The following is a 20,586-nucleotide window of genomic DNA, read 5'->3' as shown; positions in this document are numbered from 1 at the left end:
CACAAAGGCGAGAAGGAAGAGCGACCCCGGGTCGCCGGGTCGCTCAACCCGGCCTCATCAAGGGGCGATCATTCTGCTAACGTCGCCTGTGGCTGACCGGCCGGCAGTTCACCCATCGCCTGGAACAACACCGCGGTATCGCTCATGCGCTGGCTCGCCGCGCGCACGGCGCTGATCTGCGCATTGAGAAACCGCTGCTCGCTGGCATGCTGTGCCGTTGAAGGCAGCGAGCCCAGGCGATGGCGCAAGGCCGTATCATCGAACGCCGCGCGCGCAGCCTGTGCCGCTGCTTCCGTCGACGCGAGTGTCCGTGCATCGTTATCCAGTGCGTCCAGCGAATTCGCGACATCCTGGAAGGCCGACAGCACCGTCGACTTGTAGTGCAGCACAGCCGCATCGTAGGCATCAATCGAGGCCCTGCGCTGCGCTAACAACGCGCCACCATGGAAGATCGGCTGCGACAGGCCCGCACCGATCGCCCAGAGTCCGCCCGCTCCCGAGAGCACTGCGGGCCAGCTAAAGCCGCCGCGGCCCATCGATGCCGTCAGCGACAGGCTTGGAAACAGTTGCGCAGTCGCAGCGCCAACGTCGGCGGCGGCGGCCTTTACTGCCGCATCGGCTGCCTGAATGTCGGGACGCGAACGCAGGAGATCCGACGGCACAACCACGGGCACATGCCCTGGCAACGACAGGCTGTCGAGCTCAGGAACGCCCGGCGCATTATCCGGCGTGCGGCCCATCAGCACCGCCAGCGCGTGGATGGCTGAGGCGCGCTGCTGGCGCAACGCCGGTAGACCCGCCGCTATCGAAGCCGCATCCTGCGTCGACGCGAGCGCCTGCGCGCGTGACACCGACCCGAGCGCGTAACGCTGCTGGTCCTCATTCGCAGCCTCTTCGGCCACGGCAACCAGCCGTCCGGTGAGCGCGATCTGGCGATCAAGCGCCGCCACATTGATCGCCGTGCCGACAATGTTGGCGGCGAGCGCACGCCGGGCCGCTTCCAGTTCATATGCCTGAACGTTCACGCGAGCGGCGCTTGCGGAGTTCGCATAACGCGTCTGGCCGAAGAGGTCGAACGTGTAGTGCGCCAGCAGCTGCCCGGCGAAAAAGTTGTATTGCACCTGCTCAGGGCCGAGCCCGGGCACGACGGGTGAACGCGCGCGTTCGACCTGGACGGAACCGTCGACTGACGGTAGCGTGGATGCGCCGACTTGCGCGCGCAGTTCCTCTTGCGCGGCGGCAAGCGTTCGCTGCGTAGCCGCAAGTGTCGGACTGTTGCGCAAGCCTTCGTCGACGAGCGCATCGAGCGCATCGGACCGGTAAAGCCGCCACCATTGCGGCACCGACGTGGCGCCGGTATCGAACTGCTGCGCAATACCACCCGCCGCAACAGTCTTCGAGGGCTGCGTCTGTGCGCCATAGTGCGCGGGCGAAGGCATCGCCGGAGCCTCGCCGCTAGGGCCGAACGAGCAGGCCGTCAGTGCGAGTGCCGTAGCCACGGCGAGAACAGATGTCTTATAGGCAAGGCTCATGATCAACTCTCCGTATGCTCGACGACGACCTGTTGCATTCCGCGCTCGTCGCGCCGGACCCTGAAGCATGTCGCGTACAGCGCGGGCAGGAAGAACACAGTCAGTACCGTGGCGATCGTGATGCCGCCCATCAGCGCGGTCGCCATTGGCCCGAAGAAGCCCGAACGCAGGAGCGGAATCAGCGCGAGCACGGCGGCGGCGGCCGTCAGCATGATCGGCCTGAAGCGCCGCACCGTTGCGCCGATGATCGCGTCGAAGCGCGCGTGCCCCGCCGCGATGTCCTGATCGATCTGGTCGACCAGGATCACGGAATTGCGCATGATGATGCCGAACATGGCAATCACGCCGAGCAACGCGACAAAGCCGAAGGGCTTGCCGAACAGGAGCAGCGCGGCCACGACGCCAATCAGGCCGAGCGGCGCCGTCAGCACGACGATGAACGTCCGCGCGAAATTCCTGAGCTGGATCATCAGCAGCGTCAGCACCGCGATGATCATCAGCGGCATTTCCGCGTTGATCGAGGTCTGGCCTTTCACACTTTCTTCGACTGCGCCGCCCACCTCAATCCGATAACCAACTGGCAGTTTGGCGCGTACAACGGCTAGCGCATGCTCGATGTTGCGGGTCACGTCGATGCCCTGCGCGTCACCGCGCACGTCGGCCTGCACTGTGATCGTCGGTTGTCGGTCACGCTCCCAGATCACGCCGTACTCAAGGGTGTCCCGGATGTGTCCGAGCGAACCCAGCGGCACCGAGCCGTTCGGCGTTGGAACCGCAAGGCTTGTGAGCTTCGCGGGATCCACACGCTCACTCTTCGGCGCGCGCAGATCGACGTTGATCAGCTTGTCACGCTCGCGATACTGGGTAACCGTGTAGCCCGACAGCGTCATGGCCAGGAAGCCGGAGACGTCCTCCGACGTGACGCCAAGCTGGCGCGCCCTGTTCTGGTCGATCTCGAACGAGACTGACCGTTCCGCCGGCTCGTCCCAGTCGAACTGGACGTTGCGGGTGCGGGAATCGGCGCGGACCTTGTCGGCAACCGTTTCAGCAATCGAGCGCACCGTCGCGATGTCGTCGCCGCTCACCCGGAACTTGATCGGGAACCCCACGGGTGGACCATTCTCGAGCCGCGCGACACGCGTGCGCACGCCAGGGAAATCCTTTTCGAGTCTTGCATCGAGCCAGTGCATCAGTTCCTCGCGGTTTTCGATGCTTTTAGCGGTGATCACGAACTGCGCGAAGTTCGGCTGTTGAAGCTGCTGATCGAGCGGCAGGTAAAAGCGCGGCGCGCCCGTCCCGACAAAGTCGACGACGTGCTCGATCTCAGGCTTGCCGTCGATGACCTTCTCGAGGCGCCTGGCTTCGCGCAGGGTCGCCTCGAACGAGGCACCTTCCGGTAGCCGCAGATCGACAAGCAACTCCGGCCGTTCCGAGTTCGGGAAGAACTGTTGCGGTACGCGCGTGAAGGCCGCCATCGCGATCGCAAAAAGCGCGGCGGTGACGCCGAGCACGACCCAGCGACGTTCGATACACCACGACACCCAGCCCGACAGGCGCCGGTAAAAGCCTGTGTTGTAGACGTCATGCTCGTCATGAGCGCCGTCGCGCCAGTGGCCCTTGCGCTCCGGCAACATGTGAAAGCCGAGTAACGGGACCAGCACGACAGCCGCGAACCACGAAACGATCAGCGAGATGGCCGACACTTCGAAGATAGAACGCGTGTATTCGCCCGTGCTCGATTTGGCGAGTGCAATCGGCAGGAAGCCACAAACCGTCACGAGCGTACCCGTCAACATCGGGAATGCCGTGCTCGTATAGGCGAAGGCCGCCGCGCGCGTGCGGCTCCAGCCCTGTTCGAGCTTCACGGCCATCATTTCGACGGCGATGATCGCGTCGTCAACGAGCAGCCCCAGCGCGAGCACGAGCGTGCCGAGCGAAACCTTGTCTAGCCCGATATTGAAGATGTGCATGCACAGTGCCGTCATGGCGAGCACGATTGGAATCGTGATCACGACGACCATGCCCGTGCGCAAGCCGAGCGAGACGAGGCTCACGACCAGCACGATCGCGACTGCTTCGCCAACCGACCTGACGAACTCGTCCACCGAGTGCTTGACCGCGTGCGGCATGCTCGAGACGGGAGCCAGCTTGAGCCCCGCCGGCAGGGTCGCCTGCAGTTCGGTGGTTTTCACATCGAGCGCCTTGCCGAGATCAATCACGTCGCCGCCCTTTTGCATCGTCACGCCGATGCCAAGCACCGCCTGACCGCCGACGCGCATCTGGGTCGTGGGCGGATCATCATATCCACGCGTGATCTTCGCAATGTCGCCGAGCCGGAACGTGCGCCTGTTCACGGTGATCAGCATGTCGGCGAGCGCCTGCACGTCCTTGAACGCGCCGCTCGGTCGCACGAATACCCGGTCATCCGCCGTCGTAATGGTGCCGACGGGCGCCACGGTGTTCTGTGCGTCGATGGCCTGGGCGAGTTGCTGCGGCGTGATGGAGAGCCGCGTCAGTTCCGCGTTCGATATCTCGACGAAGACGTGCTGGTCCGGGTCACCAAAGTAGTCGACCTTTGCAACACCGGGTACGCGCAGCAGGACCGTGCGCAACCTGTCAGCATAGTCGTGCAGTTGCGCAGGCGAAAAACCCTCGCCTTCGAGCGCGTAGATGTTGGTATAGACGTCACCGAACTCGTCGTTGAAAAACGGTCCGACCGCCCCCTTCGGCAGCGTCGCCCTGATGTCGCCCACCTTCTTGCGCACCTGGTACCAGGTCTCGGGCACTTCCCTGACGGGTGCCGAGTCCTTCATTGCGAAGAAGATCATCGACTCGCCGGGCCGCGAGTAGCTCTTGACGTTGTCGATATATGGCGCTGCCTGCAACTGGCGGCCAATCCGGTCCGTGATCTGCTCCTGTACCTCGCGGGCGCTCGCGCCCGGCCAGTACGTTTTGATCACCATGGTCCGGAACGTGAATGGCGGGTCCTCTGACTGCGCAAGCTGCGTATAGCCGATCACGCCGAAGAGCGTTGCGAGTCCGATCAGGAAGATCACGAGCTGCTGATGGCGCAACGCCCACCCGGAGAGATTGAAGCCGCCTTCGCCAGATCTTTCGGTATCGGAAGGGGTGACGGGCGCGCTGTGGGGCGCGGTTTCACGGTCGCGGGCATTCATGACGGGAAGTCCTCGGGATGCAGCGGGGGCACCACCTGTACGTGTTGTCCTGCACTCACGGCATGCACGCCTTGCACCATCACGCGGTCGCCCTCGTGCAGGCCCGATCCGATCGAGACGGTGCGTTCGTCGTACCGCTGGACGGCGACAGGGCGTAGCTCGAGTGTGTCGCTGCCGGTGCGGACCACCCAGACAGCGGGGTCCTCGCCGCGGTGAAAGAGCGCTGTCACAGGCAGCGTGAACGGGTGCCCGGCCGCCGCGTTACCTTCGGCATCGAATGTGACGTTGGCCGTCATGCCGAGGTGTACTTCGGGGCTCGGGGCAGCCAGCGTCAGCTTCACGCGCCAGGTGCGGCTTTGCGAATCGGCGGCGGGCGATACCTCACGCACGCGTGCTTCGAAGGTCTTCTCTGGCAGCGCCGGCAGGCTCACACGCGCCGTGCTGCCGACGGTCAGCGAGTTCAGCGCCCGCTCGGGCACGTCGCAGACAATATCCACGTCGCCCGTCCAGTCGAGGTGATAGATGGCCTGAGCGGCCTGAACGTTCTGGCCGGTGTCGGCATCCTCCGATGTGATCACCCCGTCGCGGTCTGCCGTGAGCGTCGCGTAGCGCAGGTGATCCGTCGCGAGCGCCATTTGCGCAAGCGCCGAATCGCGCTGCGCAAGGGCGGAGGCGTAGGCGTCCTGGGTCTGTTCGAGTTGCGCCGGCGCGATCAGATTCGCATGTGCCTGCGCCTGGTCGCGATCGAGCTGCTGCTTCGTGTACACGAGGCGATGTTCGGCGGCATCAAGTTGTGCCCGCGCGTTGACAAGGTTATTGCGCAGATCGGTAGGGTCGAGCAACGCAACGATCTGTCCTGCCTTCACGGTATCGCCGAGGCGCACCTTCCGTTCGGTGACCTTGCCGCCTACCCTGAACGAGAGTGACGTGGAGTACCGCGCCTGCACCTGAGCCGGCAACGAGGCGCTTGTCGTGCGTCCGTCGGGATGAACCGCGAGGGCGACTACAGGCTTGGGCTCCGGCGCGACGGCTTCGCGCTGGTGGCAGGCTGAAAGCAGGATCGCACCGCAAGCCGCGATCAGGGCGTGCGCGCGGCGCGGGGATCGGACAAAGGAAGGGAAGAAGGAACGCGCACGTTTCTGCGCGATAAGACCGGAATGTTCCACGATGTTCACAAGGCAGGTGATGATCCAGGTAAAAAAATTTGCCGATGCTGTGGAAACCCGGCGTGCCAAAGCACGGCTCGCCAACAGCGCGGACACACAAAACAAGCTTTCTTGATACGTTTGTAATCCTACTTATCGCCTGGTTAAACAATGGGCCAGGTTTCCGTCTGGTCATCGCATGCGGCACAGCAGCTCCCCTGACCCTCAGTCGCTCGCGCACACAGGTGCCAACAGTTTCCTGGCAGCCGCGGTTGTCTCGCTGCATGTCCACGACATGCGACATCCCCCGATGGGACGCAAGCAATCAGAATGTAGTCAACATTCGTCGGTGCCTATGCGCCCCGCTGGTCTGCCGGTTCAACTGTTTTGGCCAGAATCAACGAAAGACACTACCGGGTTCTCCGCCCTGCGCCATCGGCACAAGCTTCTCCGTTCTTCCGTCCGCACGCCTCCGAAGATGACATTAGACCCATTACTGATGAACTTGTCAACCATGACGTTTGGATCTAGAATCGGGCCGTACAATAAATGAGGAGCCGACATGCCAGAAGTTCCAAACCCGCGCGCGAGCCGTCGACATGACCTCGCGGCACTGATAGCGCACCGGGAGTCGGACAATGGACGCCATACGCGCGGTGCCCGACGTAAGCGCGAGACGCGAGACCGCCTGCTCGATGCTGCGTTCGGATTGGTGGCGAAAAAGGGCATGGACGGCGTAACCATCAACGAGATCACGGAGGCCGCCGACGTCGGGTTCGGCTCGTTTTACAACCACTTCGAATCGAAGGAAGGGATCTTCGCCGCACTCGTCGACTGGCTTTTCGAGGAATTCGCGAATGCGCTCGATCGCCTCGCCGGCGACCTGTCCGATCCCGCAGAAGTGGTCGCTGTCTGCGTGCGTCATACGCTGATGCGCGCCTACCGGGAACCGGTGTGGGGCCAACTCCTGATAAGCGAAGGGTTTTCAACGCGCGCGCTGAACAGGGGACTCGGTCAACGACTGCTACGAGATAGCGAGAGAGGGATTTCAGAGAGGCGCTTTGTTGTCGCAGACCCGCTCATGTGCCTCATCTCCGTTATCGGCACCATCCTCGCCGCAATTGCGGCTGAACTGCACTTCGCTGCCTCATCGAAGCGCACCGTCACCGCGAGAAAGATGCTTCGATCCAGCGAGGAAAGGTTTGCCGAGCGCACTGCGGCAATTGTGTTGCAGGCGTTTGGTCTCAAACGCGTGGAGGCAGAGCGAATCGCGCGACGTCCACTGCCCACAGGTTCCGAAGTCAAGTCCGGTTGACAGGTGCCATTAGCCAGCCACTAGTCCTTGACGCGGCGCGCATGCGGGCGTTTCACGCATCGCGCGCCACACGCAGTTACCATACGGAGTTCGGGTGCTTCGGCTACGGCGTCCCGCACCCATACCGCGCCCCACGCTCTCACAAGTTACCGCCTGTGGTTCAAAACCCGCCTGATTGGACCTTCTGGCGACGGCGCGACGCGGGCGCAGCTTTCGGCGCTCTCAGCGGCGGCCGCCTGTCTTTACTCTTCCGTTGCATTCCTGGAAGGGACCGCCTTGCGACGTTGTCGGCCTCCACCCGCTCGAGCCCCAGCATTTGCAGAACGGCTGATGCCGTTCGTTCGGCGAAATGCTCACCATTTACGCCAAGCTCCTCCAGCATACCGCCCATCGGCGCCGCGAAGTGCAGTTCGACGGCGATCGCTGCAAGCAAGGTGCCTTTCAGCGAAAGGAAACCGATAAACGGATCGGCGACGAAGAAGCGCCTGCCTGCGACGCCCCGTTGAGTGTCGCGTAGCAGCCGCTGTCCGAGGCCATGGCCTAGAACACGTGCCGAAAATCCTTCGCGAATCAGAAAGTGCCCCCACATCGGCTCACGCCTTGCGCGCGAAAGCGTATGACGCACGGCAACCGCGATGACTTCGGCCGGGTCGGACAGGTCGCCGGCGATGAGATCAAGCATATCGGCATAGTCTTCGAATACGCGATCAATGAGCGCGGCATAGATCGCTTCCTTCGATTCGAAGTGGTTATAGAACGATCCGAAACCGACGTCGGCAGCCTCGGTGATCTCGTTGATGGTTACGCCTTCCATGCCCTTTTTGGCCATCAGGCGCAGCGCGGCATCCAGTAGACGGGTTCGCGTCTCCTGCTTGCGGCGAACCCCACGCGGCTGCGGTTCTGGTGCCGCGACGGGCGAAGTCCGCGCCGCCGACGTGACTCGTTTGGTGGTGGGTTCGCGGGTATGCGGCATAAGCGCTCCAATATCTGTGCGTGCCATTGGGATACCAGTCAATTTGTGTAAAGCGCACTCGTGAGATAGCTCCGACGCAATACCCGTAGTACCGAGGCAAGGATTGCGCTGACCGGCAGCGCGAGGAGCACGCCGAAGAACCCGAACAGCCGGCCAAAAGCCAGCAATGCAAAAATCACCGCAAGCGGATGCAGGCCGATGCGCTCGCCAACGAGTCTCGGCGTAAGCACAACGCTTTCGAGAATCTGGCCGATACCGTACACAACGATCACCGCACCGAAGCCATACCAGTTACCGAACTGGAGTAGCGCCGCGAGGGTGGCAAAGGCAAGGCCGGTCGCAAAGCCAATGTAGGGGACGAACACGGCAAGCGCGGTGAGGAGACCGACAGGCATCGCGATCTCGAACCCCGCGATCATCAGTGCAGTCGGGTAGAACGCGGCAAGCACTGCCATCACGAGCAGTTGCCCCCTCAGGTACTGCGACAGCATATGATCGATCTCCCCCACAAATTCGCGCGTCTTGCCGAGCCAGCGCCGTGGCACGAAGCTCTCCATGCGCGCGAACGCCTCGTGCCTGTCGTAGAGCAGATAAAACAGGACGAGCGGCACCAGCACCATATTGCCCACGACACTGATCATCATGTCGCCGCTTATGCGTAGAGACTGCCACACGGCAAGGACAGCCCCCTGTTCGCTCGCTTTGAGATGGGCAGCCAGTGCGTCACGGATACCGGTCAAATCAAGCGGATAACTCAATCCCAGGAACGCCAGCCGGGGGTTCAGCCATGCATCGAGCTTTGCTACCATGACAGGAATCTGTCTCGTGAGTTCGGGCCCTTCCTTTTGCATTACGGCAAACACCAGCAGCACTAACATCGCGACGAGCGAAGCAAACAGGGACATCATTACCAGCGCCGCCAGTGCGCGCGGCGTGTGACGGCGTACCAGCCACTCCACGCCCGGCTGCAAAACGTACGCGATAAGGGCACCAAGCAGAAACGGCGTGAGAACGGTGCGCAGGTTCCACAGCAAGATGCCGGCCGCTAACGCGACGGCGCCCCAGAACAGGGATTGGCGATGGTAAACAGTCATAAGTGCGTCTTTGTGAAACTGATTCAGTGATTCGTGATCCGTCGGGAAGGCGGCCCGGGCGAATGTGCCGGCTTTGGTCGTTCGCGCGAGCGGCCCGTCGGGGGGCGTCGCCCGCACCGTCGCCTGATTCTTGCTCAATTCCCTGGCCGTTGCTCAAGCCTGCAATTCGGGCCCCACGGCTCAAAGCTGGCCTCGATCGGTATCGAAAAGACCGTGGCATGATGACCTCTTAGCGAAGCCTCCGGTCTACCGACATCTTCCGATCATGTGCAAAATGTATGGCCGGTGCGGGCGCCGCGGGGCGGCGGTCATCGGTAGAGGGGCGATGGACGGATTGTCACGGGATGATCGTTCCCGTGCGTCGTGGCTTGCGACATACAGTCGTGCAGTTGCCCTGCCAGTTCGCCAATCGCACCGACAAACAGTTTCGACGCCCGTCCATACGATCGTGCGAGAGTTGCGACATCGAGCAGCGCCTCATAGGTGGCCGCACACGACGCCGGTAGCCGGGCCGTTGGTACGGGCGGAGCCGTGTTGGCACTCGCAACGGATGATGTCTGCGCGTCCGGCGAACATCCTCCCAGAAAGGCCGTGAGTAAGAAAAAACTCCAACTGGCCACCCGGTTCGACCGCTGCCGCCGCGTCGGTCCATGGAAGCCGCCGACGGACGGGCTATCGATGCGCTGCAGAGGCACCACTGATGACACGCCGAATGAAACTCGCGAGATACAAGCCCATCGGTCAAAAACTTCGCGCGTGTACCGCACATGCGCCGCGACGCTCCAGGTAGCCATGCTTCAGATGACCATCACTGCGCGAGACGCGTTGCGGCTCGGTGTACCGTCACTTTGCGGTCGCGACTTGTCTTGCCGGGCCTCTACCTTGTCAGTCCTTACCTGAGACTGACCATCGGATGGGCGTACGACTTCAATCAGCAACGGAGGAGGAGCGATCGGATATGCTGGCACCGGAGGTACAACTCTGTCTGGAGGTGGAGGCATCGCTGGAACGACGATCGCTATGACGCGAGGCACGGGTGCCACCATCAGCGAGCAACCGCTGACCGTTGCCGTGAAAGTCAAATACCACAGGCAGGTCAAAGAAAAGGGCGCCGGCCGCTTCATGTTCGGCACCTGTCCAGCGGATCAATTCGTTTGCAGTGGAAAGTCATCCGTCAAACCCTTACTGTAGTAGTTGCATCGCTTGATGGCCCCTGCCCCCGCGCCTGCTGCGGCGTTGCTCCTCCATGCCATCCGCTGCATTGCGGCGGGCGTCAACAGCAGACCTCTGCAATTGCAGCGCGACGGGTGGAGGCGGCATGAACACCGGCACAGGCGGTGCGGGAGGCGCAGATAGCAGTACGACGCCAGGCGGCAAGTCGCCAGCCGCGCCGGTAATTGCCTTGTTCGATGCCCAGGCGGACCTCAAAACTTGCGCGCAGAAGAACCATTCGCGGTTTCTATCACCGTTGAAAAATAGGCGGAGCACCAGGCACCGCGTCACACGGCCCGCAGAGAATTGCAGCCCTGATACTGAACAGGCAGCTTATTAATGATATTATCATCACTTTTGCTTTTTAAGTCAATCGTGACGATTCGATATAGAAGCTTTCCCTACAGGCGTTTCTACAGCGTCGGAGGCAGTGCATGGTCAAGATGCGATTTTCCTTTCCGATAACGGCTTCCGCCACGGCGTTGCCGATCATCGGACGGGCAAACACCGACGCCGAACCTTGCTAGGTGGACGATCGCAGCACCACGCTGTCTCCGATGCGGAGTTGCTGTCCGCCGGGCGACCTCAGTAAGGCGCTTTCCCGCGCGTAATTTCCATCCCGCTGCAGACAAGCCGAATAGCTGATGAGCGTCATCCAGTCGTACACCTTCCCCCCGCTTGCAAGGGCTGTGATTCGTTCACCGATCCCACGAGGCGCACGAGCCGTCTCCTGCAGTACGCCGTAATAGCGACACCTTCCATCCGCCGAACGTAGCACGACAACCCCCCCGTTTTCATTCATACCCCCGACACTCTCAACGGTTGCGTTGATTGACGAGTCACTGGAAGCAGCTGAGCTGGTCACGAATGCAACAAGCAGTGCGGCAAACCACTTCTTCATTTTGTGATACCTCACCTTCGAATCGGGCGTCGATGCCCAAAGTCCCGGACAGTGCGACTGCAGTGTCGGAATCGGCTCAAAACGCTGCGGTCATCACGTTTCCCTCTAGCTTGTCGAGTAAAGCCTGGCGACGCGCCGCTTGCTCGATATCGCCGCATCATTGGCCGGCATCGGACCCAACGCCGAACCGCAGCCCAGAGGATTTTGGCATTGGAAATCCGCGGCGATGAGCTTGAAGGAGAGAGCGATCTCTCGCTCGCTCATCCGGGCCTGCAGGAGCTCAGTGCGTACAAACGCTCCTGTGCGCGACCAGGCGCTCGAGTTCGAGCAGAGCCTCACCAAGCACGTCGATAGCACCGTTAGAGGTAGAGGCTGTAGCGGCATTACGCAGCGCGTGCTGTACGATCTCGCGAACGACTTCTGTTTTCGGTTGCCCGATCTGGGACGTGAGTTGCTGTGCCATGACAATTCCTGTGTGAATAACGCAGCCTGCGTCCCACTGCAAACTGGGTGTGCAGGTACGCGATAAGTCGACTAACCGATCTCACAAGCACCCGGCGAGTGCGAAGGCTCCATTACCTTGGGCCGACGGCAGAAAGATGTACCAGGGATAGCAACAAAAGCCGCACAGGCTCTTGAATTTGCCTGCCCCGTCTGTAGACCGGGCACCTGCTGTCTCAGGTGCGGGATGCAGTATACGCACGCCGGGCGGCCATTCGACCAGCGCAATTATTAGTTGCGATATCGTCAACGCGTGGATCTGCCCGCTTGCCGGACGTCGGCATGCCACGAAGCGGCGTCCCCGGCGCGAGCCCCCTGGCAAACGCGCTCGAAGTTGCCGATATATATGATCCTCGGCTTCGGCGAATAACCCCACACGCTGACGCTGACCGACATCGCCAGCGGCTGGACAGAATGTGTAGCCATGCGGCTGCGCAACCAGATGCTGGTAATTGAAGTGCTTCAGAAAGCGACTGCCGACCTGCCATTCGCGATGCCTGGAGCCGACTCGGATGACGACAGTGCGTTCATGAACCGGAGCGTCTTCGACTACAGCAAGGGACGCGGCCTTGTCCAGACCCGTTCGCGAGCCTACAAGAAGAACGACCAGGCCTTTATGCAAGTCAGACACAACTGCGAACGTTGCAACGCCGGGTCAAGGCATGGCGCGCCGAGCGCGTGAAAGAACTGATCCTGGGCAGCCTGCGCAACTCCGCCGACATGCCGGCTGAAGTGTGAGCTGCGGAAAAGTTGAGAGCCGGCGGGGGCCGGGCGCTTCGCGCCCGGCAAACGATTAAAAAGATAAAAAAGGCAAAACGACAACAATCCGGCAAGTAACATTCCTTCTTGAGGCAACCCGACCGGCCGTGCTTCTTTACGCTGTCCACGTGCGTGCGTACGTCTTCCTGTGCATGCTCGCTTACTACGTCGAGTGGCACATGCGCGAGAAGTTAAAGCCGATGCTATTTGACGATGAATATGTCGAGCAAGCGCGTGCGGCCCGGCCTTCGCCAGTGGCCAGGGCGCGACGTTCGGACCAGGCGAAGCCAAAGACGCGACCAGACTTGCGAGGATGGCTTGCCGGTTCATGGCTTCCGTACGTTGCTTGATGACCGCGACGCTCGCCCACAATGCCTGTCACCCCCCCTCAACCCGCGAGCAAAGATCGTCATGATCCCCACGCGACCGACGCCCGTTCGGAAAATGGCCTTGCGCCTGCCCAACGTCAGCCCTGTCGCCTCAACCCAGTATTACGCGCGCCGGCGCTCAAATAGCGCTCCCGGACACGGCCGTATCGGCTAGAACCGGTGCGTCATGCCCATCAGCACCAGCGTCTGCGATGCGTTGGGTTCGGTCACGGTGATGCCGGGCCAGCTCGTCGTCGCGCTTCCATTGTTCTTCATATAGCCGGCCCGCATGTACACGGATGTGCGCTTCGTAAGGTTATGTTCTGCGCCCACTTCTATTCCGGGCGTATTGTCGTGTGACCCACGCACATTGCGTTCAATCACCGCGATCTGGATGGCATCCTGCGACGTCGCCTGAATCGTCGCCCCCACTTCAACAATGCTGACGGAATGGACCGTACCAAGACGAGCCGCGAGTGAACCGGCCGCAGCATCTTTGGGTTGCACGTACAGATAGGCGGCCTGCAGGTTCACGATACCGAACCGGTAAGCGAATGCCGCCGTGTAATGAGCCGTTCCCACCAGATCCAGGCGGCCAGGAAGTCCGGGGAAGCTCAGCTGTCCTGCATGCTGATACTGATATCCGAAACCCGCAAACAGACCATAGTTGGAATAGGTTGCCGATACATCGAGCAAATTCCCCGACGTTGACGGCAATGGCTGCGTGACCGTCGCCGAGAACGCGTACATCGCGTTGAAGGTGAAACCGCTCAGATTCGGCGATTGGTAGTTGATTGAATTGCTGGTTCGTCCGGTGGCGTACTGCGTCGACAGGGTGTTTCGGTCAATTGCGAGGACGGCCGCGGCGAGCGGCGAAATCACTTCGTTGATGCGGAAGGGGTCAACGGGATAGACGACCTTGAAACTCGGTTGATACTGCCGACCGAAGGTCAGCGAACCGAAGTCGGCATGACTCAACCCGATCCACGCCTGACGGTAGAAGAGCGCATTGCTGTCCGCGAAGAACGTCCCGTTGCTCACGCTGAAGCCGCTCTCGAGGTCGAACTCGGCCGTCAATCCGCCGCCGAGGTCCTCACGTCCTTGGAACCCGAAAAGGGACCCTGTGGAGCCGCCACTTCTTTCGGAAAAGGAATGTGTTCCGCCGTTGTTCAGATACTGACCAAAAACGTCGACCACGCCATAGAGTGTCACACTCGACTGCGCTACTGCATGGCCTGCGGCAAGAGCCAACGTGGCACCGCAAATTCCCCGACTGATGGCACGCATGCATGTCTCCTATCTGTTTGTTGGTGCTTCCGACGGACACGAATTGAGTAAAACTTTGAGTGCAGAATTGACCTGTGCTGACAACCACTCTGCAAAACACAAATCCCACGGGCTTAAAGAAGGCGGTTACACAAGGAACTGAACGCGGGTCCAAAAATAGCACGTTCATTCATATTCTATTAATAGGTAAAAGCACCAACCGGTAAGGATGACTAACTTGTTTATCAAGGTCGGTCAGTGCGGGGCCCACGATGCGTGCCAGTTGGCATGCACAGTGCCGTCATGCGATGTTGACGGCAATCACGCGAGTTGCGAATCTGTTCGCGAGCCTGGCGAGGACAATTCTGGCGTCAGTGCGGATTCGACGGAGTCCTCATAATCAACGGATCGAAACGCTCGATCGCGCCGGCATTCCATGCCCTAGCCCACACGCTCGGCGACCGCCTCCGCCATTCTCGCACTAGCTTCATCGCCGAAAGGTCCTGGGACTTCCGATGTCATATTGAGCGAAAGTAAGCGTACATGGACACCCCGTAGTAATACTGAGTTGCGCTGACGGTCGCCGTCGAATATAGTAGTTCTATAAATAGACATATATAACTATTACTGATGAGAAAAATGGCCAACACCGATAACGGAGCACGCCTCGACCGAACGCCTGCATGACGCGTCCGCCGCTGCATCACCGCTGACCCGAACGCAAATCAGGATGCCCGGCATCGCGATGTTGGGCGGCGGACTGGAGTATTACGAGTTCATCGTCTTCGGGGTCATGGTGCCAATGCTTGACCGGGTGTTCTTTTCATCCGCTTGCTGAACCCTGGTTGAGCACGCCGCAGACGCTCGCTATTTTCGCGGCCGGCTACATCGTCAGCCCTGTCGGAGGAATGTTCCTTTCAGCGATGAGCGAGAGGATGGGCCGCAAGCACATGTTCATCGTTACCGTGGCTTTGATGGGAATGCTGGATGCGCCTCCAATCGGCCGAGCAGATGATGTGGAAGGCGGCTGCGCTCTACGACGCCGGCAAGCCCTGCGGCGTCAAGGCCACTGGAAGCCAGGTACCTCGCGGCCGAGACCGCCTTCGGGACGGCATTGCGTGCCGTGCGTACGCATGGCGGCTTCGGCTTCGCCAAGGAGTACCACGTGGAGCGCGGCTTGCGTGAAAGCGTGTCGCCCCTGCTCGCCCCTGTGATCCAGGAGCTCGCGCTGTACTACGTCGCCGAGCAGGCGCTCGGATTGCCGAAATCGTATTGACTTGCGTAACGATTCATTACCCCCACCAAACCGGAACAGTGCGACATGAGAATGATCAGAGCCAAGACGATGCTGATATTGCCGATGCTGACATTGCTGGTGTTGCTGACGACGCCACTCGCCGCGAAGGCCTGGGAGCGCGGCAAGGTCGAGACATTCGCCACGTTGCCCACGGGGGAGGCGCATCCCGAGGGGATCACCATGGACCGTGAGGGCAACGTTTACGTCGTCACGGTGGCAGCGAACAAACCTAAGACGAGTGAAGGAACGCTCATTGTGTTCGACCCGCAGGGCAAACACCTTCGGACCGTCCAAATCAAGGGCTCAAGCAGACTATTGCTCGACGTTGGTTTCAATCCGCGGACCGGCAAGTTGCTCGTGGTCGATTACCAGGCCGCGAAGGTCCTGAGCGTCGATCCCAACACGGGTGTCTCATCCGTTTTTATGACGGTCACGGGCAAGAACCCCGGCCTCGACGGAGTGACATTCGACGCCGCTGGGAACGTCTACGTGACCGACGCGCACCAGGGCATCATCTGGAAAATCGGACCAGGTGGCGGCGAAGGATTGGCGTGGGTCAAAAGCGCGCTGCTCAGTCCGGCAAGGCCAGCGCCACGCATCGGCGCGAATGGTCTGGCGTTCAACAACGAGCGGACAGCGTTGTTCGTCGCCAACACGGCGAACGACACGATTGTCAAAATACCGGTGACCGGCTCGACGCTTGAACCCGGCACGCCTGAGGTCTTCGTCAATCGCGCCGGCGGCGGACCCGACGGTCTGATCATTGACGAGCACGACAACATCTGGACCGCATGCAACCAGTCCAACGAGATTCTCGTGCTCGAGCCGACGCAGGGCCGGGTGATTGCCAAGCTCGGCGATTTCGGCGGAATCGATCGCGAGGGGACACCCATAGGCTTTCTGTGGTCGAATAGCCTCGTATTCCATGGTGACGACGTTCTTGTCACCAACCTGTCGCTTGATCTTGGCGCGGTCATTTCGCAGAATGAGCGGACAATCGACGGACCGTGGGCTCACCTGGTGAAGCGCCACACGATCTCGAAAATCAAGAAGCGGATACCAGAAGGCCCGGGCCTCGCAGCACGCCAACAAGATCCTGCTGCACTTCTCCATTGACCTCGACCGCTCGCGTGCGCAGATCAGCGAGCTCGAGAAGATGCAACGCAAACCCATGGACTTGACGACTCGACCGGGTGGTTCATTGGCGGGCCGGGGACTCCCGTCGTGGATCGCATCGGCGGGGAAGGCCAAGGGGTTGTGGCGCAAATTCGGCAGGCGGGCGAGAAACCGCCCGTTTCTCGGAGATCCGTTCTGGCAGAAAGCGTCGCGCGCCTTCCAGGCTTCAGTTGAACCTGTTTCTGTCAACCAACAGATGTGCGCGTGCTCTCGCTCAGCGACCATGCGCCCCCCCCCTGGAACCGCGACGAGCTCAGGCCGACGCCTCGGGGTGACCCATCGCATGCGCACGGCACCGGAAATAGTCATCCGTGATCGTAGTATCTGCGAGGATTTTCAATTCGTGAGTACTGACGGGACCCAGTCGGTAACCACATGAGAGACGTGGATGAAAACAACAATAGAAAAAGGACCCGGAGATCGGGAGAGCCCTTACACGCCCCAAACAGCCGAGGACGCGATTGCTCATCTCGAACGGATCCTGTCAGCGGATGGTGCAGATTCATTGTTCAGCCGGACCTACTGGCGCGGACGTGTTCAGCAGGTGAGCGCTACTCGAGGGCTGACTCCGCAGCAGCGCGCCAGGCTTGCGAGACTGCTTGACTCTCTTCCTTCCCCGATTCGAGGCGAAGAGCCCTCGTAGACCCGTACCTAGGGCTGTAAGCCGGAACTGCCGAAATTTCCGTCATCCAAACTCTAGCCCGGCCAGAAGGGCGTCCAGGCAGATCACGTTGCCGCGGCCGAGTTGTAGTAGATGACCGCGTTGGCGATCAGTCTGGCGCCTGTTACCTGCGCGAGGTATCACTGCAGGCGAGCCCGTTTAAAGAAGGAAAACCCCGTACAACCGGAGCGGCCGGCAAGCGACGACTGGCACCGGTCCTGATATGATTCGAATGTTAGATATTTTGGTTGAGGGCCATTGTGATCAAGCGCAACAGTCAGGTCGACATCAAGGCGGAGCGACCGGAGCTGGGGGCCGAACGCGGCGTTGCACAATATCAGCGTTTGGCTTCCCTATTGAGGCATCGGATCGCGAACGGCGATTACCCGCTCAGCACGCAGCTGCCGTCAATCACGCAACTGGCAAACGACTTTGGAGTCGCCGTCGTCTCTGTCCGGCAAGCGTACGAGCTGCTTTCCAGGGAAGGGCTGATTCGCAGCCAGCGGGGTGTTGGCACCCACGTAGCCGCGCTGCCCGCCGCCACCGGTGACATCGAACTGGCGATCAACGATCCGTTCGCCGCGCCGAAAGCGCTTTCCTTCGAGATACTCGAAGTCCGGCGGCGCACTCTGGTGCCGCAGGAGTTGCTCGGGCCCAACGACTCGTCGGCCGATGAATACGTGTGCGTTCGTAAACTGCACACCTATTCCGGCGAGCCGTTCTGCTATGCCGAAATCTATGTGCCCACGTCGGTCTTCGAATCGCTGCCCAAGGACATCGCCAAGAAAAGGAAGCTGCTCGCCGCGGTGCTCGACGAACTGGGCACGCGCTGCAAACGCGTGCGGCAACGCCTAACTGTAATGCCCGCCGATTTTCCTCTGTGCGACTTGCTGAAAATGCCGTTCGCCTCCCCCGTCGCAAAAATGTCGCGGCGCCTGGTCGACGGCAAAGGCAAATTGCTGTACGCCGGTGTCACCTGGTATCGGGGCGACCGCTACGTTTCGGAGATTGACTTCCCCGTGTCCGTGTTGAAGAGCATGCCCGGGATCACCGAACCCCAACCGGACTGGCCGGCGAGCGCAAGCGGGGCTGAAAGCTCCCGCTTGAACCTCAAGTAAACTCCCATAAGCACAAGCGTAACCACCGCAGACACCGAAAGCATCCCACTGGCAAGACCGAAAACGCCCGTCTTCGGCGTGTTCAGTGCTCGCGTCGCCGGTGTTTTCGCGTTCCCATCTTTGCTCGCCTGGTTGTGCTTCGTCGAGCGAACGTTACGTTAGGGGCGACCCCGAACTCATCCTGCTGGGTGCGCGAAATATCGTAGCGCTTGGCGCCGCGCTCTCTGCCATACCCACATGAGACCTAGCAAAGCTAATTGTTTGCGTTAAAACTTCTAACATTATACATTTAGGCATATATCCCAATCAGTTACCTAGAGACCCGGTATGTCGATCCAACGCAATTCGTTCTTCATCAGTGGCGAGTGGGTCGTACCTTCGACCTCCGACGTCGACAACTGGCGGCCGGCCGATCGCGGGGCCGGCGCCTGTCTCGTCTTGCATCCGGGCACGGCGTTTTCCGGCGGCGCCGACATCAAGCACGTCGGCACACCGAAGACGATGGCCAAGCCCAAACTGAGGCCGGTCCACAGGTACGAGCCGCCAGGCATCCATGCCGTCAACCTCGTGTGCAGGCAGGCGCGGTGCGGCGGCATGATTTCGCTGAAGCTCGGCAAGGGCATGGCGCAGATGCTGCCCGGCATGCCGGCCGAGATGCCCGAAAGCCTGCTGCAGGAGCGCCCCGCATGAATTTCGATTTCTCCGACGACCAGCTGGCGATCCGCGACGCCGTCGAGGCCCTCTGCGCCGGCTTCGGCGCCGATTACTGGCTCGAGCGCGACCGCGACGGGCGCTGGCCCAGCGAGTTCTGCGACGCCGTTGCCCGCGGCGGGTGGTTCGGCGTGACGATGCCCATGGAGCACGGCGGCGCCGGTCTCGGAATAGCGGCGGCCGCGATGGTGATGCGCACCATTGGCAAGCTCGGCTCGGCGGCCGTGTCGTCGGTGCATCTGAACCTGTTCGGCCCGCAGCCGGTGGTCGTGTTCGGCACGCAGGAGCAGAAGCGGCGCATGCTGCCGCCGCTAATCGACGGCTCGCATCGCGCCTGCTTCGGCGTGACGGAGCCCAACGTCGGCTCCGATACCACCCGTGTCAGAACCTTCGCCCGCCGCGCCGGCGACCGCTATGTCGTGCATGGCCAGAAGGTCTGGACCTCGACCGCGCAGCATGCCAACAAGATCCTGCTGGTGGCGCGCACGACGCCGATCGAAGAATGCGCGCGGCCGATGGACGGCGTCACGCTGTTCTACACCGACCTCGTCCGCTCGCAGGTGCGCATCAGCGAGATCGAGAAGATGGCGCGCAAGGCCGTGGACTCGAACGAACTGTTCATCGACGGGCTGGAAATCCCTGTCGAGGATCGCATCGGCGAGGAAGGCCAGGGCTTCAAGTATCTGCTGCACGGCCTGAACCCGGAGCGCATCCTCGTCGCCGCTGCCGCGCTCGGTGCCGCGCAGACAGCACTCGAGAGTGCGACGCACTATGCCAAGGAACGCGTCGTGTTCGGGCGGCCGATCGGCAAGAACCAGGCGATCCAGCATCCGCTGGCCGAATGCTGGATGCGCCTGCAATCGGCAGAGCTGCTGATGTGGAAGGCCGCTGCGTTGTATGACGCGGGCAAGCCGTGCGGCGTCGAGGCCACTGCGGCCAAATACCTGGCTGCGGAGGCCGGCTATGAGACGGCTTTGCGCGCCGTCCGTACGCACGGCGGATTCGGTTTCGCCAAGGAGTACCACGTCGAGCGCGGCTTGCGCGAAAGCGTGCTGCCCCTGCTCGCGCCGGTGACGCAGGAGCTCGCGCTGTGCTACGTCGCCGAGCAGGCCCTCGGATTGCCGAAGTCGTATTGATCAGCGCAGCGCAATACAGCCGTATCCAGGGCGCGGCAGAGCCATGACATACAACCAACCGGATCACTCATGGTGAGGATTCGTACCTCCCAACTTTGGACAATGCGACATGAGAATGGAGACACTGGACAGAGCCAGGGCTGCTATTGCCGATGCTGATACTGCTGGATGTCGCTGACGACGCCGCTCGCGGCAAAGGGGCTTGGGAGCGCGGCAAGGTCGAGACATTCGCCACGTTTCCCCCG

Annotated in this window: 14 protein-coding genes and 1 pseudogene; 8 read left to right on the top strand and 7 right to left on the bottom strand. The window is 61.3% G+C overall.

Features of this window, described 5'->3' with window-relative positions; translation table 11 throughout:
• Positions 1 to 68: 68 nt before the first annotated feature.
• Genes C2L65_RS42735 through C2L65_RS42725 form a run of 3 tightly spaced genes read right to left on the bottom strand, consistent with a single transcriptional unit; the run spans position 69 to position 5,769 of the window.
• Complete coding sequence (locus C2L65_RS42735) at positions 69 to 1,532, bottom strand: efflux transporter outer membrane subunit (protein WP_042314578.1); 1,464 nt, start codon at positions 1,530 to 1,532, stop codon at positions 69 to 71.
• Positions 1,533 to 1,534: 2 nt separating this feature from the next.
• Positions 1,535 to 4,708 carry an efflux RND transporter permease subunit gene (locus C2L65_RS42730; protein WP_103254684.1) on the bottom strand — a complete coding sequence of 1,058 codons (3,174 nt, stop codon included), beginning with the start codon at positions 4,706 to 4,708 and terminating at the stop codon, positions 1,535 to 1,537.
• Entirely contained in the window at positions 4,705 to 5,769 is a 1,065-nt protein-coding gene (locus C2L65_RS42725; RefSeq protein WP_345789619.1) for an efflux RND transporter periplasmic adaptor subunit, read from the bottom strand. Before C2L65_RS42725 ends, C2L65_RS42730 begins: the two co-directional genes overlap by 4 nt.
• 646 nt (positions 5,770 to 6,415) lie before the next feature.
• Between C2L65_RS42725 and C2L65_RS42720 the strand changes: the two genes are divergently transcribed.
• Positions 6,416 to 7,168, top strand: a complete 753-nt coding sequence (locus tag C2L65_RS42720; protein ID WP_042316425.1) for a TetR/AcrR family transcriptional regulator — start codon at positions 6,416 to 6,418, stop codon at positions 7,166 to 7,168.
• Between the two features lie 160 nt (positions 7,169 to 7,328).
• Here C2L65_RS42720 and C2L65_RS42715 read toward each other — a convergent pair whose 3' ends face one another.
• The 3 genes from C2L65_RS42715 to C2L65_RS42700 all read right to left on the bottom strand — a co-directional run bounded on the left by C2L65_RS42715 (position 7,329) and on the right by C2L65_RS42700 (position 11,811).
• Positions 7,329 to 8,141, bottom strand: coding sequence for a TetR/AcrR family transcriptional regulator (locus C2L65_RS42715; protein ID WP_103254682.1), 813 nt, complete (start codon positions 8,139 to 8,141; stop codon positions 7,329 to 7,331).
• 38 nt (positions 8,142 to 8,179) lie between these two features.
• Positions 8,180 to 9,235, bottom strand: a complete 1,056-nt coding sequence (locus tag C2L65_RS42710) for an AI-2E family transporter (protein ID WP_042316432.1) — start codon at positions 9,233 to 9,235, stop codon at positions 8,180 to 8,182.
• 2,393 nt (positions 9,236 to 11,628) lie between these two features.
• Positions 11,629 to 11,811, bottom strand: a complete 183-nt coding sequence (locus C2L65_RS42700; protein WP_042316422.1) for a hypothetical protein — start codon at positions 11,809 to 11,811, stop codon at positions 11,629 to 11,631.
• Positions 11,812 to 12,273: 462 nt separating this feature from the next.
• Between C2L65_RS42700 and C2L65_RS42695 the strand changes: the two genes are divergently transcribed.
• Together C2L65_RS42695 and C2L65_RS47400 are read left to right on the top strand one after the other, a co-directional pair.
• Entirely contained in the window at positions 12,274 to 12,531 is a 258-nt protein-coding gene (locus tag C2L65_RS42695) for a hypothetical protein (protein ID WP_042316418.1), read from the top strand.
• A 196-nt stretch (positions 12,532 to 12,727) separates the two neighbouring features.
• Positions 12,728 to 13,151 (top strand): annotated as a pseudogene (locus C2L65_RS47400) (hypothetical protein); the annotation flags it as partial.
• Here C2L65_RS47400 and C2L65_RS42685 read toward each other — a convergent pair.
• Entirely contained in the window at positions 13,148 to 14,263 is a 1,116-nt protein-coding gene (locus tag C2L65_RS42685; protein WP_042316416.1) for a porin, read from the bottom strand. The pseudogene C2L65_RS47400 and the gene C2L65_RS42685 sit on opposite strands and share 4 nt — an antisense overlap.
• A gap of 1,102 nt (positions 14,264 to 15,365) precedes the next feature.
• Between C2L65_RS42685 and C2L65_RS45975 the strand changes: the two genes are divergently transcribed.
• The 5 genes from C2L65_RS45975 to C2L65_RS42660 all read left to right on the top strand — a co-directional run bounded on the left by C2L65_RS45975 (position 15,366) and on the right by C2L65_RS42660 (position 20,341).
• On the top strand, positions 15,366 to 15,518 hold the full coding sequence (locus C2L65_RS45975) for an acyl-CoA/acyl-ACP dehydrogenase (protein WP_156132422.1): 153 nt from the start codon (positions 15,366 to 15,368) through the stop codon (positions 15,516 to 15,518).
• A gap of 45 nt (positions 15,519 to 15,563) precedes the next feature.
• On the top strand, positions 15,564 to 16,655 hold the full coding sequence (locus tag C2L65_RS42680; protein WP_233446765.1) for an SMP-30/gluconolactonase/LRE family protein: 1,092 nt from the start codon (positions 15,564 to 15,566) through the stop codon (positions 16,653 to 16,655).
• Between the two features lie 981 nt (positions 16,656 to 17,636).
• Positions 17,637 to 18,494 (top strand): GntR family transcriptional regulator, encoded by an 858-nt coding sequence (locus tag C2L65_RS42670; RefSeq protein WP_233446764.1) that lies wholly within the window; start codon positions 17,637 to 17,639, stop codon positions 18,492 to 18,494.
• A 327-nt stretch (positions 18,495 to 18,821) separates the two neighbouring features.
• Complete coding sequence (locus tag C2L65_RS42665; RefSeq protein WP_042316414.1) at positions 18,822 to 19,184, top strand: hypothetical protein; 363 nt, start codon at positions 18,822 to 18,824, stop codon at positions 19,182 to 19,184.
• Positions 19,181 to 20,341, top strand: a complete 1,161-nt coding sequence (locus C2L65_RS42660) for an acyl-CoA dehydrogenase family protein (RefSeq protein ID WP_042316412.1) — start codon at positions 19,181 to 19,183, stop codon at positions 20,339 to 20,341. The genes C2L65_RS42665 and C2L65_RS42660 overlap by 4 nt, the downstream gene beginning before the upstream one ends.
• The last annotated feature ends 245 nt before the right edge of the window (positions 20,342 to 20,586 follow it).

The organism is Paraburkholderia terrae (genome assembly GCF_002902925.1).
GTDB lineage: Bacteria > Pseudomonadota > Gammaproteobacteria > Burkholderiales > Burkholderiaceae > Paraburkholderia > Paraburkholderia terrae.
This window is presented reverse-complemented; position numbering and strand designations above follow the sequence as displayed.

Bases quoted from the DNA above. Each gene is read 5' to 3' on its own strand.
- C2L65_RS42735 (WP_042314578.1), bottom strand. From the start codon at position 1,532: ATGAGCCTTGCCTATAAGACATCTGTTCTCGCCGTGGCTACGGCACTC.
- C2L65_RS42730 (WP_103254684.1), bottom strand. From the start codon at position 4,708: ATGAATGCCCGCGACCGTGAAACCGCGCCCCACAGCGCGCCCGTCACC.
- C2L65_RS42720 (WP_042316425.1), top strand. From the start codon at position 6,416: ATGCCAGAAGTTCCAAACCCGCGCGCGAGCCGTCGACATGACCTCGCG.
- C2L65_RS42715 (WP_103254682.1), bottom strand. From the start codon at position 8,141: ATGCCGCATACCCGCGAACCCACCACCAAACGAGTCACGTCGGCGGCG.
- C2L65_RS42710 (WP_042316432.1), bottom strand. From the start codon at position 9,235: ATGACTGTTTACCATCGCCAATCCCTGTTCTGGGGCGCCGTCGCGTTA.
- C2L65_RS42700 (WP_042316422.1), bottom strand. From the start codon at position 11,811: ATGGCACAGCAACTCACGTCCCAGATCGGGCAACCGAAAACAGAAGTC.
- C2L65_RS42695 (WP_042316418.1), top strand. From the start codon at position 12,274: ATGCGGCTGCGCAACCAGATGCTGGTAATTGAAGTGCTTCAGAAAGCG.
- C2L65_RS42685 (WP_042316416.1), bottom strand. From the start codon at position 14,263: ATGCGTGCCATCAGTCGGGGAATTTGCGGTGCCACGTTGGCTCTTGCC.
- C2L65_RS42680 (WP_233446765.1), top strand. From the start codon at position 15,564: ATGAGAATGATCAGAGCCAAGACGATGCTGATATTGCCGATGCTGACA.
- C2L65_RS42665 (WP_042316414.1), top strand. From the start codon at position 18,822: ATGTCGATCCAACGCAATTCGTTCTTCATCAGTGGCGAGTGGGTCGTA.
- C2L65_RS42660 (WP_042316412.1), top strand. From the start codon at position 19,181: ATGAATTTCGATTTCTCCGACGACCAGCTGGCGATCCGCGACGCCGTC.